We start from the raw sequence: 13,567 nt of genomic DNA on the forward strand, positions 1-13,567 counted from the left end.
ATTAGCTGATCCTTAATTATTGCCCCCTTTACAACCATAAGAAAGTTTGGATGGATACAAAAAAGATAAATAAAAATGTAACTGTGCCTAACCAGCCGTAACCTTTATTTCCCTTTTGAAACTCCCTTAGTCCCATTACTAACATCGTTAAACTCAAAAAGAACATCATATATGGTTGGAATTTAAAATCCCCAGTAATCAAACCATACCCTGCAAGTGAAATAACTGTTATTGATAAAGTAATGTGGAAAAACTTTAACAATTTATCACCACCTTTTTCTGATATCACATGGTCCTAATAGATTATTTAACTATGTCCTGCCAGGTTAACTTCGTACCAATTATTTCAAAAAAATTCATTCTCTACAATGATTTTACTCCACAAAAAAAAAGCGCGATGTTAAATAATCGCGCCCGTTACTTAAACAAATCCAATGCTCTCTTTCGTATCTCAAGAGCGATCTGTCATTTTTTTGAAACTATCCATGTTGCTGAACCAATGGGCTACAAAGAAAAGGAATAGATAAATAAAAAAGTCATAAAAGGTTGGCCATCCTTTTGAATTGTAAAAATCAATCATGGCAAAGAAATTCATACCTATAAAAGCCCCAATGGCAGCAAATATTATACCTTTTAGTAGTGCATTCATTCTCGGTTTAATTTGAAGTGCAAACATAATGGCAACAGGTGCTAATGAAAAATGATAGGGAAGAAATAACAGTGGAGCTATAGGTGAAAATTTCATAGGGTACGACCACAACCCATAAGATAAGGCAATAAGGTCAATGATTAATGATAAAATGATGGTGACAAAGCCTCCGATAAGAAGTCTGCCTGTACTTTCCTTATTCCTAAACAGAATCCAAAGGATCCAAGGAATAATAAATAGTCCGATTCCAAACCACCACTGCCATGTAAACATAAAGGAATGAACTACTGCTTCCGTCATCAAATCATTTACTTCGATTATCTGTTCGGTAGCTCTATTCGCTTGTTGGATTCCTTCTCTCACTGTCATTCTTCAATCCTCCTCGCATATATCCTTTAGCCCTAAATTTCAGGGTGTTTTAATGGTTATCTTTTGTCATTTATTTCCCTATTATGCGTTTAACCATTTTATAAGTGATTTTAAGTTCTCTTTACTTTAGTGGGAAAAGAATATTCAACGATTTGGCCCGAACTAAAAAGAAAGAGCCTCAGACCCGATGAAGGTCGAGGCTCTGAATTGTTAATAATATTCACAATAGATTTACGGGCGTAGCATCCCACTAACATTTGCTATTACTTCACTTCAACAAGAGTTATATGACGTAAACAGTTAGTTGTATGTCGTCTTTTGCTAGTTACAAAACAACATGGGGTTGGTAATATGATAACTATCCTATCAACAGGGTAGACACAATAAAAGCTGTTCAAGCTATAGATAGCTAGGGGGAGAGGATGATATATGACGGTTTATACTTCTATTAAATTCCCGGCAGGATTTTGGTCGGGATTGCGTCAACTAGGGATTGCCCCCCATGAAGTGGTTCGAAGAGCTGGACTTCCACTCACTCTTATCAATGAACCAATGGTCACAACTGCCCAATATTTCTCCATTTGGGAGGCGTATTCGGATATCATAGGGGACATTGCAAAAGGAATCATTAAGCTAACGACCGGGTTCGAAACAGTTCATTTTCCACCAACTGTTTTAGCAGCTTATCACGCCCGTGACTACCTCGACGCACTTACACGCATGATTCGGTATAAACGGTTGTGCCCCCCTGAAAGCTTACGGATCAAAGAGGAAGACGATGAGTGTACGATCGAACTGGGATGGTTAAATACAGAGCAACCGGGTCCGCCAATGTTAGTAGGGATTACGCTTGCGTTTCTTTTAGAGTTGGGACGGAGGGGAACTGGTCAGCCATTGATGGCGAAATCCGTTGAGTTTTCACATTTGATGGGCGACGTTCAGTCGCTTGAAACCTACTTCGGGTGCCAGGTCCAAGTCGGTAGAAGTCGTAACAGATTGACGCTTTATAAAAGGGACCTTCGCCGCCCTTTTGTCTCTTATAACGCAGAATTGCTTGAAATCTTGACTCCCGTACTGGACCAATCCATTGATAAGCAGCAACCTGCCCATACAATTATCGAGAGGGTCAAGTGGATCACGAAACGTAGCCTGCCGGGAGGACTTTCCAACATCCAGGCTATCGCAGCTGAGTTAGGAATGAGCAATCGAACCTTGCAGCGCCGTCTTCATGGTGAAGGGACGAGCTTCCAACAGCTGTTAACACAAGTCCGACAAGAACTGGCACGGGAGTACTTAGCAGATCCTTCACTTGATATAGGCGAAGTGGCCTTCCTGATTGGTTATGAGGATCAAAACTCGTTCTATCGCGCTTTTCGGCTTTGGGAGGGTGATACTCCCTCCAATTGGCGTACTGTACATGTAGGTGTTAACTCAAAAAACTGATCTTGTTTTTAACTAAGAAAAGGGGAAATGTATGATGGAAATGGGACTAACCAATAAGACAGCTTTAGTTACAGGTTCAACAAAAGGTATAGGTAAAGCTATCGCTCTTGAGCTTGCAAAGGAAGGGGTCAATGTCCTTATTAATGGCCGTCATGATGAAGAGGTAGAAAAAGTTGTAAATGAAATTAAATCAAAATTCCCTACAACCTCTCCTCAAAATGCTGCAGCCGATATAGTAGATAAAGAACAGCGAGAGAATTTATTCAAAGAGCATCCCTACATTGATATTTTAGTTAACAATATGGGGATCTATGAAATCATGCAGTATGAGGACGTAGACGATGAAGTATGGGAAACCTACTTCCGTACCAATGTACTTGCTGCAAATGGTTTATCTAAATTTTATTTACCAAAAATGTTGAACAATGATTTTGGCCGGATTATCTTTATAGCGAGTGAAGAAGCCGTGATGCCTTCAGGACAAATGCCTCAGTATTGTATGACAAAATCAATGCTTTTATCATTGTCAAAAAGCTTATCTAAATTAACAGTAGGGAAAGATGTCACGGTTAATACAATCATGCCAGGACCAACCCTCTCTGAAAATGTTCATCAAATCATAGACGGTATGTACGATAGGAAAGACATGACTTTTTCAGAGAAAGAGAAGGAATTTATGACTTCAAACCTGCCTCAATCTGAGATACAAAGATTTATCCGGCCGACAGAAATAGGAAGACTTACTACATTCCTCTGTAGCCCGTATGCATCGGCATTTAAAGGGTCCCCAATCCGTATGGATGGTGGGTTAATCCCGACTATCTTCTAAATATAAAAAGCTAAGGAGTTGTCGTCGTTCTATACTATCAGCAAAAATCAGAAAAAGATTATTCAATCGTTTGCTTCTTTGAGTGAAATTCTGCTGCATTTCGAGGGAATATCGATTCTCATACTAAGTATTTTTTACTTTCATCTGCAATTTAGTTGGACAAAGATTCCCTTTACCTTGCCAATTCTTTGCATTTCATAGACCTTGCCCTTTACTTGAACAAATGGGGGCTGCTTGTTCAGCAAACGCCCCCCGTTAGTTGAAGACTTGATTTCGAGATTTATTAAAGCAGACCTTCAACTAAGAGACTCTTTAATTGAAGAAAACACTTTTTATACAATCTCTACAAAGTGAATGAGAAATGAATTCATTTGCTTCCTCGCTACCTCACTATTACATTTTACAAAGATCGCCTAAAGGATCGGATCACATAAATCCACTTTATCTTCACTTTCTGTCCATTTCGAATAGATTTCTAATGACCACTTATCTGGCACTCTATTATATCCATTCTCAGTAATCCATTTGTGTAAATGAGTATATACTTGAAAAATTTCTGAAGCATGCCCTTTAAAGTTTAGAACGGCATACTTCTGTGCAGGGACAACTAAACTAACCATCCCGTCAGGAATATCCTCAAATTCATAAACCTCGAAACAAACCCAGTATCCATCGTCTTCTTCTGAACTCTCTGCTGCTTTAAAAGCTCCAATAAGTTTAACTGGCTCAACAAGTTGTTTAATTTCAGCTTTACGTCGTTCTAGTGACATAGAAGCTTCAGGGATCTCTTGACCATAACCCATCATATCTTCGCAAACTACACGAAATCCCACTAACTTCTTCTTTGCAATTTCTCTTACACCAATAAATGTTATAGAATTCATTTTTTCCATCTCTTTAATCTCCTTTGAGTTTTATTCCTTTCTTTTAAACATTTCTGTAAAAGGATATTTTTCCCTTCTTTATTTGTATAAACAAAAGAAAAGAATGGATAACTCTGCAACGAGAAAGTTACCTAACGTAAAATGAACAATTCTGTAGTATTCCCGAGGTCTCTGTACTTACATATTATTCTTCAATTTATACCAATATCTCGAATTCAAGTCTTCAACTAACCTGCCCGTTAATTAAATAATGACGGCTACTTGTGCCATCCTATAGTTGAGTTGGTATAGTAACGGAATACAAAAATGCAAAGATCAAGTATCTATATTCTTACTCCTTCTCTTTCCCATAAATATATTTCTCTTCCCAATCAACGGAGTTTACAAAACTCACAGTTTTTTAGGGTCCATAAAGATTTTAGTCTTGTAGTCAGTGATTCTCCACTCACCACTCTGTTTTTCTAAAGTGAAATCCATTGATTCCTTGAATTCTGGAATAAACACTTGATATTTTTTCTTGTCATTAGTTGAATCTTTTTCTGAATAAAAAACAGTGAGTTTATTCATATTATTCTTTCTAAGTTCATTATGGATTTTTTTTGCCTCGTTAATATTTGTTTCTTGTTTCACATTTGTATACTTTTGAGCTTCTTCAAAATTTCTTAATAAAAAATTTTCCTTAAGAAAAGATAAAGTTACCTCTTCTGGACCATCAGATTGATTACCGCACCCAATCAACAACAGTGAACCAACAATAAGAAATCCTATAAATGTTAAATTTTTCATTTGATCATCCTAACATAATTTTTGGAAATCTCTTCATTACTAGGTTATTTGCACTGAAAAATTCATGGCCGAATCTTAGACTGAAGCTTTATTTTGTTATAATCATTAATGAATTACACAAATCGCATTCAAGTTATTATTTATTTAAACTGCCTAATAATTGAAGATGGACAATAATAGAAGGCTCATTAGCTGTCTTCAATTATTGCCACCTAGAATGGAATATGCAACTGATTTAATTTTAGGTTTATTGTCCGGCTATCCATTTGTTCCGCTTTAAAAGAAAGATTACTAACAAAATAATTTCTCCTACCGCCAAGGAGGCAATGCCTAATACTAATCCTCCAAAGAATAGAAATTCATTAATCTTAAAAGTGAAGGAAGACCATCCTAAAATTGCTAACAGTCCTAATGATGCGTATATAAAGCCGGAAATGACGGTTTGGGATAAAAATAACCCTGTTTTCCTAATCATCTTGGAACCATACATATAACTTAGAAAAGCAGCAGAAATCAACACAATCATATATAGAGTCATAGCAATATCTATCTTGCTCACTTATATCCTCCCTCTTCCATTCTATTGAGTTTTCATTTGTACTTCTTTTACCGACAATACTCAATAACCTGACCTTTAATTTAATACCAATTATTTCAAAATACTGAAACTGACTTAAGACCATTTTCACTAAAAAAGAGCTTACCCTTTTCTGGATAAGCCCCCGATAGTGCAAGAAGGTCTTTATGTATAAGTGATTAGTCCCTTTGAAATTCAAATAAACTTACTAATCCTATATCAAAAATGCCGAAATTAATACTGGCCTATGATTACTTCCCTGTTGTAAAGAAAGTAGACTTATATCAATACAGCTTATCTGTAAGTAACCCCATTATCAGTATAAATAAACCATTAATAAAATATAGTCCTGTAAATAAAAGTGAGATCATACCAGTAGCAAACCCAAAATCATCAAATTGACTAATAACAATTGCTGTTCCATAAAACAATACCGGCGTGGATAAAATCCATATGCTTCCTGATATTAATCTTTTTTTCTTATTTCGACCGGAAAATTTAAATACTATGATATTTAAAAACACTATTGATACAACAATAATAAATAAAGATATAGTTATTATTTCACACACCCCACAATAATTTTTATATTACTTCAGTAACCCTTATACTTAAGTTATTCGTTAGATAACTAATAAATGAAGTTTCAAACTATGTCATTATAGTGCCTAATTATTGAAGATAGGATTTAGCTGAGATTCAGTTATTGCCCCATTTTTTAGTACATTTGTAAAGTAATGAATCATTGACCACAGGGGACTTGTGATACCCATTATTATGATGGTAACATCAGCGGTAATTCTTACAGTTAACCCATAATTATTTATCATAGTAATCACCCTCCTCTATACATATCATTTAATGATTTTTTAAATATCTTTGTTGAAAGTTGGAATTAGCAGTGAAAATCAACCTCTAGAAAGCAAGAATAACAGTTTAGCTATTCACCCTTTTCTCTGTTTTTCTCTATTAACAATACAAGCAAAAAACCTATTAGTAATGCCTCAAAGAGGTTTAATAACTGATTGATGAACTACCTCTGTGAAATATTATCTATCTCCGAAAATACGCTTCCAATTATTTCAAATTGATAGGTATTTATCAATCTTTTTTCATTCCAAAAAAGAGCTTAGCACCCAAATGGGGTGAAACTCTTTACCATTAGGGTGCCATCAAATACATTCAAGGCTTTAGTAAATACATTGCTCCCGGTCTAAAGATTGCTGCTGTCATGTGCAGGGGAACCCATATGAAAGGGCATATAACAGCAAAATCACTGGCTGACAACGGATCCCCTTTGATAAATCAGAAACTATTTCTGCACTATTTCTTCTCTTACCCTATGCAGCACCACCTGGGAAAGCTACGAATTGCCTTACACATTAGAAAAGAAATCGCAGAAAAAGCCCTTTCAAAAAGCGGATGGACCTGGGTTTCTCCCAAATCCTTTTTGACAAATAGATTAGAAAATACGAAATGGTTGCTTGACAATTATCAAGAAGAGGTGGGACACTTTATTGTAAAAATAAGGATAGTCGTGTCATTATAGTTGGAAGAGCAGTTTTGTATTCAGAAGCCATTTTTTATCTAGGAGGAAAAAAATGATTATTCCCTATCACGATAAATACAGAGAACATGTCATTAAATTGATACTATATGTACAGAATGTGGAATACCAAGTGGGTATACGTGTTGAAGAACAACCAGATATTCTAGACATTCAAATGAATTATATCAATAACGGTGGAAATTTTTGGGTTGCATTAAATGATAACGAAGAGGTTGTTGGTACTATTGGTTTGCAAAAAGAAAACAATGAAGTTGCAGTGTTAAAGAAATTTTTCGTTTATAAAGATTATCGGGGTAAAGAATACGGGATAGGCACAGATCTATATAAGGAACTCATTGAATTTGCTAAGAAAAACGGGTTTTCTAAGATCGTTTTGGATACACCAGCTAAAGCCACTCGGTCACATAGTTTTTATAAAAAAGTCGGATTTATGGAAATTGATAAAAAGGACTTGCCCATTCAATATGATTTCTCTGATAGGGATTCACTTATTTTTGAATTGAATTTAGATTAAAAGAATATTTGACCTCTCACCGAGTTCGATCGTACCGTCTATAAGGCGGTAACAAATGCCTATTCCTTTTGAATGCTTTCCTTTATGCCCTTCTTCTCCTTAACAATTATTCCTAAGGTATTTGCCCGTGGATATATCAGCTACCTTCCAAGGTTAATAAAGTAATAATCGTGTTCTTCCACAATACTGTTCAATAAGTGACTAATCTTCAGTTATTGCTCCTATTTACTGGAATAAGAAATAATAATGTTTGCTTTCACTTTCTTAATTAACGTAAGCGTATTATAATTTCATAAAAGCTAATTTGGGTGAAAATAGGTGATTTAATGGTACCAAGAGTTATAAGAATAAAAGGATTTACAAGAGAAAATAGACATGAAATGATTGATTATACTGTTAGCAGTATATCAAAATGTTCAGGTTGGATTACAAACCATACAATGTATTCAAATAAAATGATTGTTATAAATTTTGAAATAGAAGTTAGAGGGGTAAGAAATTTATTGAATTTACTTAACCAAAATGGGGTTAAACTATTTGAAGATAGCAATAAAATTATTAATAGCTTTCCAGAGAGTATTATAAAAGCTAATGAAGACAAAGAAATTATGGGTACAATAAACATTACATTTATTAACGACGAGCCAAGTACAAGAAATCATATTCCTGCAATTCCAGGATAAAGTTTTATTCAACATTTCTATCCAATAATTGAAGATGGGCTATAAACTGATTAAGATGAGCTGATCTTATGTTATTGCCCCCTTTAACTTAATAAGGCCTTATTACCTTCGCTAAGCATAAAATTCGTCTTCATTTTTAGATGCATCTAATATTTCGGTATCAGCATAAATCAGAGTCATAAGAAATTTTAACTAACACAGTATCGCTACTGCTCCCTTTTAATAAAGTAACTTTTAGGTTTTGATATTATTTACCTTCTATATTTTCGTTAGTATATGATTCCTTTGCTTTTTTATGTCTCTTAGAGTAAACATATGTAATTCCCTCTTCTGGACGACTGGTCTGTTCTAATCATGTATCGTGTTGATGTAGACTTTCCATGTTATAGCATGGAAGAGTGTTGCATGCAGCAGGTTCAGGCATTATGCTTTCTATAATTATGACAATCATTATGAGCATTGTTCCGAAAGACAGGAGAGGAAGATTGATGTATTAGTTGTTTCCCACCAAACATTTAGAAGCTTTTCTAAATACGGAGGAACCCTAAAGGTCCGAACGATTTCAAGTGTCGCAAAATTCCTCTTTTAAAATCATCCGGATTCCCCCTTAGGATTAAGCCCCTCGATCAAAGCCTCTTCATTCACTTAGTATTACTTCCTACACTCTTTATTTTAATCGAAGCGAATAAGATTGAAGATAATTCTCTAGGCTATTTAGATCTTGGTCTTGATTGGTGTAAGCAATGTAGCCATCTGGTCTGATCAGATAGATAGCATTTTCCATTAGACCTTTTTCTTCCATAGATGATTCCCAAGGGAAGACGTGCAATTCGGTTCCTGAATCTTCCTTGAATTTCCCTAACTGTTCTGAAGCTTTCCCATAAATGTGGATTTGCCATTCACAAGAGGTAAGCGGAACATAATTATCCATAGGACCATTCTGGTAATAAGGAAGCCGGTCACCACCGGTAATTTTACCTGAAGTCCCTTTACTCAAGCGACTATCGTGATAATGAATTCTCGTTTGTGATATCACTTTGAATGCGGCCTTCCTGGTAGTCGAGAATCCGAGGAGGAATGGAGCAATATAAGGCATGATGACCGTTCGAATCACTTTACTTTTGAAGGTTTCTCCCACAATGTTCTGAAATGCTTTATCGGTTGTATCCACAAGGGTCCTTGCAAAAGTGATTCTTTCTGTTTCATAAGTATCCAAGATATCAGGATGTGCCTTTTCCTTAAGCACCTCTGCCAGTTTCCATGACAGATTTACTGCATCCCCAATCCCCGTGTTCATTCCCTGTCCTCCTGCAGGACTGTGTAAGTGCCCTGCATCCCCTGCAATAAAGACCCTTCCCTTTCGAAAATGATCACTTACACGATGATGAACTTTATAGGTTGAGAACCAGTTTTCTTTTTTTACATCCAACCCGACCTTTTCTTTTACAAAACCGCTGATGGATGAGAACGTAATATGTTCTGCTTGAGTGAGCTTCTCAGGAATGATCCCGATCACCCTGACCATCCCGGAACTTCTTACAGGCATGTAGGCACAAAAGCCCTCTGCGTCCAGATAAAGGTTCATAGAAGCATCATGTAGTGTGTCTGCTTCCACATCAGCTACATAAAAGAGCTTATCATATGTTCCACCGGAAAAACCCAGGCCCAGCGTTTTACGAACAGGACTGTGAGCACCATCGCATCCGCAAAGATAAGCCGTGCGGATGGATGTTTCATTTCCATCCTTTGATAGGACGGCTTCAACAAAATCCCCTTTATCTTCAAAAGAGACAAGCTCCGTATTCCATTCAATCTCTATTCCAGCCCTCTTCAACTTTTCACCGAGGAACTGTTCATGATCATCTTGTGGATAGCTCAGCATATACGGGTATGGACTCAAGTCCTCTCCTAAATCCTTAAAGGTCAAGTGGGCTTTTTCTCTGGAACCTTCACGAATATGAAGGGATTCCAGTTTAATCCCTAACTCTGATATTTCATCGCCAAACCCAAGCTGGCGATAGAACTCCATCGTTCTTGCATGGAGCACCAGTGCTCTGGAGGCTTCCCCATGACCGCTGTTTTTGTCTATAATGCGGAAAGAAACATTGTGTTTCAACAACCTTAGAGCCATGACCAGACCAGTCGGGCCAGCTCCTACTATCAGAATATCCGGGTTCATTATGATTCCTCCCTTAATTTGAACTGCTTATTATGGTTAAAACTATCACACCGGTCGGACTTTCCCTTACACCCTTCATGATCGTCCAAGCTAAAATCAACAATCCTTTTCTTCACACTGTCTAATTGCTTGTCTTTACTTAAAGTATTTACAAATTATTGAAAACATTATTCTGTAGGTTTTATTTTTTGAATATTTATCCTTTCTCAGACTCAAAAAAGTGAGTAATCACTCATTAATGTATTTTAGCATGGATATTTCATGGTCGCAACTGATTGAAGACCCGTACTTACAAAGGGCGATTAATATGAAGATAAACAACTGTTAAATTTGAATGCATTAACCTGCCCTTCAATCAATTAACTTCATAAGAAAAAGCGTTGATCCTTTTTAGATCAACGCTTCCTTTCATTTATCTATTTATTATTGGATTACGACTGGTATGGACCGTTTACTCGCTCATATCTTCTTCCATATCCTTGTCGTTCAAATGATCCTCTACTTCTTTCATGGATTTATAGCCTGAGACGTCTGTAACTTCAAGTCCATCGGTTTCGACTGCGACGAACCCATCTGATGATTGGAGGATTTGTGCTTTAATTTCTTCATTTCCGGTCAAGTTGTACTTTTTGACGAGGGTGGTTTCTCCTTTTTCCTCCATTGCTGTCAATTCAGCAGAATAGGAATCAAGATCCATCCCCTTTTGGATTCGTTCCTGCAGCTTTTCAGTGCTGAACAGGTCTGCTGCCGATTCGTCCATTTCCTGGGTATCCTGTTGATCACCCATTTCTGCCGTATCATTTGAAGTGTTTTCTTCGGGTTCGGCCTCGTCAGAACCGCACGCTCCCAGGATCGAGAGGGCGAAAAAAAGGTTTCCTGCTATCAATAATTTTTTCATGTCGTTCTCCTTTCTTTTGTTTCTACGATACTATCTCTCATTTATTCAATATCCTTTTCGTGTTTTTGTTAAACATTGGAACATTCTCCAACAACAGAAAAAAGACAGCCTTGATGTGGCTGTCTTCTCATCCTTCATTGCCTGAACTGAATTCTTTCCATATTTCTTCTAAAAGCTCCTTATCCGTCAGCAGTTCATATCCCGTCAGCGCAAGTGCCTTTGCCCCGATCACCAGGGCACGGTCGCCCTCGGTGGATTTCGCCGCTTCCCTGAATTCGTTCGTGTGGACGACGAGGGATTCTGCACCGATTTTGATATAGGGGTGGATGGTCGGGACCACCCGGCTGACGTTTCCGGCGTCGGATGAACCGAGTCCCTTTCGTTCCGTATCGTCGAAGGATTCCCCCAGTGACTCTATGGAACGCTGGAATACTTGATCGAAACGGCGGTTGAGCTGAAAGTGGTCGACTTCATTTTGAATCTTGATGACATTCAGTTTCGTCCCGGTGGCGAGGGCCGATCCCTCAGCGATCGCTTTCACTTTCTTCGTGACTTCATTGCACGCTTCCCTCGTTGCAGCCCTTATATAGAAGCGGGCTTTTGCATAGTCAGGGACGATGTTTGGCGCGTCCCCGCCGTGGGTGATGATGCCGTGGATCCGTACATCATCGGTCACGTGCTGGCGAAGGGCATTAATCCCGTTGAACAGCTGGATCACACCATCGAGGGCATTGATGCCGTCTTCAGGGGACGCTGCCGCATGGGCAGACCTTCCTTTGAATTCGAAATCAAGGGGGTCCACCGCAAGGGTTTTCCCTGTCTGTGTGGTTCGGTTGAATGGATGGACCATCATGCAGGCATCCACTCCTTCTAACAAGCCTGCTTTTACAAAGCTGCCCTTTGCACTACCGTTCGGGCCGCCTTCCTCGGCAGGCGTCCCGAACACCACCACTTCCCCTCCTGTTTCATCGAGTACGGACGACAGGGCGATGGCCGCCCCGCAGCTTGCCGTCCCGATGATATTGTGACCGCAGGCGTGACCAAGTCCAGGCAGGGCGTCATATTCAGCCAGGTAGCCGATGACCGGCCCTTCTTTCCCAGAATGCTTGCGTGCCACAAAGGAAGTCTCATGACCCGCCACTCCCCGTTCAATGGAGAACCCGTTGGCTGCAAGTAAGGTGGTCAAGGTATCGGAGGCAAAGAACTCTTCGTTTCCGATTTCAGGGTTGTCGTGGATCTGATGGCTGGTCGACACGAGTTTCACCGCCAATTGATCGACTGCTGAGACGATGTTGTGTTTACGATCAGCAATCACTGCTTGTTGACTCATCTCTCTTTTCCCTCCTAATGCAATTCACTGACGGGAACGAATGTCGGAATCAGTGAATCTTTATATGTTTTCTTGATATGTTCCGCTACGTCATCTTGCTGATAGAGCTCAACAATCTTTTGATAGGTCTTGTTGTCTTTCTCTTTTTCCTGTGCCGCGATGATATTGATGAACGGCTTGGATTCCGCCCCTTCGATGTAGATGCTGTCGTCAACCGGAACCATCCCTGCTTCAACCGCCACACCATTATTGATGATCGATGCCGCAACATCCGGCAGTACCCTTGGCGTCTGGGCAGCGACGACCGGTGTGAATTCAAGGTTTTTCGGGTTTTCTTTGATGGCTTCAAGACCCTGTGACTGATCAAATCCTTCTTTTAGCTTGATCAACCCTGCTTCTTCCAACAGGAGAAGGGCACGTCCAAGGTTCGTCGCCTCTTGAGGGACGGCTACTGTACTGCCTTTCGGTAAGTCTTCCACCGATTTATATTTTTCCGAATAGATGCCAATCGGCGCGATGATCGTCGAGCCAATCGGTACAAGGTCCAGATTATGTTCTTCAACGAAGGAATCGAAATACGAGATTGTCTGGAAGGCGTTCAAGTCGATATCCCCATCGGCCAGCGCTTGGTTCGGTCTCACGTAATCGGCAAACTCCACAATCTCGATATTAATCCCTTCCTTTGCTGCCTTCTCTTTCATATACTCCCAAATCGGCACCCCGGATCCATTCACTCCGACTTTCACGACTTCTTTATCACCTGAACCGGATGCACTGTTTCCTGAGCAACCGCTCAATAGTAGGGTAAATAATAGAATCGCGATACTTGCTAGACTGATTGATTTTTTCATATTCC

The 13,567-nt window shown here is 38.8% G+C and carries 14 protein-coding genes; 5 read left to right on the forward strand and 9 right to left on the reverse strand.

Features of this window, described 5'->3' with window-relative positions:
* Positions 1-28 precede the first annotated feature (28 nt).
* Positions 29-262, reverse strand: coding sequence for a DUF3953 domain-containing protein (locus tag P8596_RS18245; protein ID WP_279724576.1), 234 nt, complete (start codon positions 260-262; stop codon positions 29-31).
* Positions 263-451: 189 nt separating this feature from the next.
* Positions 452-1,018 carry a CBO0543 family protein gene (locus tag P8596_RS18250; protein ID WP_279724577.1) on the reverse strand — a complete coding sequence of 189 codons (567 nt, stop codon included), beginning with the start codon at positions 1,016-1,018 and terminating at the stop codon, positions 452-454.
* A gap of 429 nt (positions 1,019-1,447) precedes the next feature.
* Between P8596_RS18250 and P8596_RS18255 the strand changes: the two genes are divergently transcribed.
* Entirely contained in the window at positions 1,448-2,461 is a 1,014-nt protein-coding gene (locus P8596_RS18255) for an AraC family transcriptional regulator (protein WP_279724578.1), read from the forward strand.
* A 34-nt stretch (positions 2,462-2,495) separates the two neighbouring features.
* Positions 2,496-3,290 carry an SDR family NAD(P)-dependent oxidoreductase gene (locus tag P8596_RS18260; protein ID WP_279727027.1) on the forward strand — a complete coding sequence of 265 codons (795 nt, stop codon included), beginning with the start codon at positions 2,496-2,498 and terminating at the stop codon, positions 3,288-3,290.
* A 413-nt stretch (positions 3,291-3,703) separates the two neighbouring features.
* Here the strand turns inward: P8596_RS18260 and P8596_RS18265 are convergent, their stop codons facing one another.
* From P8596_RS18265 to P8596_RS18275, 3 genes are all read right to left on the reverse strand, one after another.
* The gene (locus tag P8596_RS18265; RefSeq protein ID WP_279724579.1) at positions 3,704-4,183 is read right to left on the reverse strand and encodes a GyrI-like domain-containing protein; all 480 of its coding nucleotides are present in this window, start codon (positions 4,181-4,183) and stop codon (positions 3,704-3,706) included.
* A gap of 381 nt (positions 4,184-4,564) precedes the next feature.
* Positions 4,565-4,960: a hypothetical protein gene (locus P8596_RS18270; protein WP_279724580.1), complete on the reverse strand. Its 396-nt coding sequence runs from the start codon at positions 4,958-4,960 to the stop codon at positions 4,565-4,567.
* Positions 4,961-5,207: 247 nt separating this feature from the next.
* Positions 5,208-5,519: a hypothetical protein gene (locus tag P8596_RS18275; RefSeq protein WP_279724581.1), complete on the reverse strand. Its 312-nt coding sequence runs from the start codon at positions 5,517-5,519 to the stop codon at positions 5,208-5,210.
* 1,267 nt (positions 5,520-6,786) lie between these two features.
* Here P8596_RS18275 and P8596_RS23855 point away from each other — a divergent pair.
* The 3 genes from P8596_RS23855 (at position 6,787) to P8596_RS18290 (ending at position 8,304) form a co-directional block, all read left to right on the forward strand.
* Complete coding sequence (locus tag P8596_RS23855; protein ID WP_347815194.1) at positions 6,787-7,086, forward strand: hypothetical protein; 300 nt, start codon at positions 6,787-6,789, stop codon at positions 7,084-7,086.
* A gap of 52 nt (positions 7,087-7,138) precedes the next feature.
* Positions 7,139-7,621 carry a GNAT family N-acetyltransferase gene (locus tag P8596_RS18285; RefSeq protein WP_279724583.1) on the forward strand — a complete coding sequence of 161 codons (483 nt, stop codon included), beginning with the start codon at positions 7,139-7,141 and terminating at the stop codon, positions 7,619-7,621.
* Positions 7,622-7,947: 326 nt separating this feature from the next.
* Positions 7,948-8,304, forward strand: a complete 357-nt coding sequence (locus P8596_RS18290) for a hypothetical protein (protein ID WP_279724585.1) — start codon at positions 7,948-7,950, stop codon at positions 8,302-8,304.
* Between the two features lie 667 nt (positions 8,305-8,971).
* On the opposite strand, the gene P8596_RS18295 is transcribed toward P8596_RS18290, so the two are convergent.
* The 4 genes from P8596_RS18295 to P8596_RS18310 form a co-directional block, all read right to left on the reverse strand.
* On the reverse strand, positions 8,972-10,483 hold the full coding sequence (locus P8596_RS18295; RefSeq protein WP_279724586.1) for an FAD-dependent monooxygenase: 1,512 nt from the start codon (positions 10,481-10,483) through the stop codon (positions 8,972-8,974).
* Positions 10,484-10,934: 451 nt separating this feature from the next.
* Positions 10,935-11,381 carry a hypothetical protein gene (locus tag P8596_RS18300; protein WP_279724587.1) on the reverse strand — a complete coding sequence of 149 codons (447 nt, stop codon included), beginning with the start codon at positions 11,379-11,381 and terminating at the stop codon, positions 10,935-10,937.
* Between the two features lie 127 nt (positions 11,382-11,508).
* Complete coding sequence (locus P8596_RS18305; RefSeq protein WP_279724588.1) at positions 11,509-12,711, reverse strand: M20 family metallopeptidase; 1,203 nt, start codon at positions 12,709-12,711, stop codon at positions 11,509-11,511.
* Positions 12,712-12,725: 14 nt separating this feature from the next.
* Positions 12,726-13,562 carry a MetQ/NlpA family ABC transporter substrate-binding protein gene (locus P8596_RS18310; RefSeq protein ID WP_279724589.1) on the reverse strand — a complete coding sequence of 279 codons (837 nt, stop codon included), beginning with the start codon at positions 13,560-13,562 and terminating at the stop codon, positions 12,726-12,728.
* Positions 13,563-13,567: the final 5 nt, after the last annotated feature.

This window comes from Rossellomorea sp. DA94 (assembly GCF_029834455.1).
GTDB lineage: Bacteria > Bacillota > Bacilli > Bacillales > Bacillaceae_B > Rossellomorea > Rossellomorea vietnamensis.

What these genes read in the sequence shown, in the direction of transcription:
- P8596_RS18250 (WP_279724577.1), bottom strand. Translation starts at nt 1,018, where the DNA reads ATGACAGTGAGAGAAGGAATCCAACAAGCGAATAGAGCTACCGAACAG.
- P8596_RS18255 (WP_279724578.1), top strand. Translation starts at nt 1,448, where the DNA reads ATGACGGTTTATACTTCTATTAAATTCCCGGCAGGATTTTGGTCGGGA.
- P8596_RS18260 (WP_279727027.1), top strand. Translation starts at nt 2,496, where the DNA reads ATGGAAATGGGACTAACCAATAAGACAGCTTTAGTTACAGGTTCAACA.
- P8596_RS18265 (WP_279724579.1), bottom strand. Translation starts at nt 4,183, where the DNA reads ATGGAAAAAATGAATTCTATAACATTTATTGGTGTAAGAGAAATTGCA.
- P8596_RS18270 (WP_279724580.1), bottom strand. Translation starts at nt 4,960, where the DNA reads ATGAAAAATTTAACATTTATAGGATTTCTTATTGTTGGTTCACTGTTG.
- P8596_RS23855 (WP_347815194.1), top strand. Translation starts at nt 6,787, where the DNA reads ATGAAAGGGCATATAACAGCAAAATCACTGGCTGACAACGGATCCCCT.
- P8596_RS18285 (WP_279724583.1), top strand. Translation starts at nt 7,139, where the DNA reads ATGATTATTCCCTATCACGATAAATACAGAGAACATGTCATTAAATTG.
- P8596_RS18290 (WP_279724585.1), top strand. Translation starts at nt 7,948, where the DNA reads ATGGTACCAAGAGTTATAAGAATAAAAGGATTTACAAGAGAAAATAGA.
- P8596_RS18295 (WP_279724586.1), bottom strand. Translation starts at nt 10,483, where the DNA reads ATGAACCCGGATATTCTGATAGTAGGAGCTGGCCCGACTGGTCTGGTC.
- P8596_RS18300 (WP_279724587.1), bottom strand. Translation starts at nt 11,381, where the DNA reads ATGAAAAAATTATTGATAGCAGGAAACCTTTTTTTCGCCCTCTCGATC.
- P8596_RS18305 (WP_279724588.1), bottom strand. Translation starts at nt 12,711, where the DNA reads ATGAGTCAACAAGCAGTGATTGCTGATCGTAAACACAACATCGTCTCA.
- P8596_RS18310 (WP_279724589.1), bottom strand. Translation starts at nt 13,562, where the DNA reads ATGAAAAAATCAATCAGTCTAGCAAGTATCGCGATTCTATTATTTACC.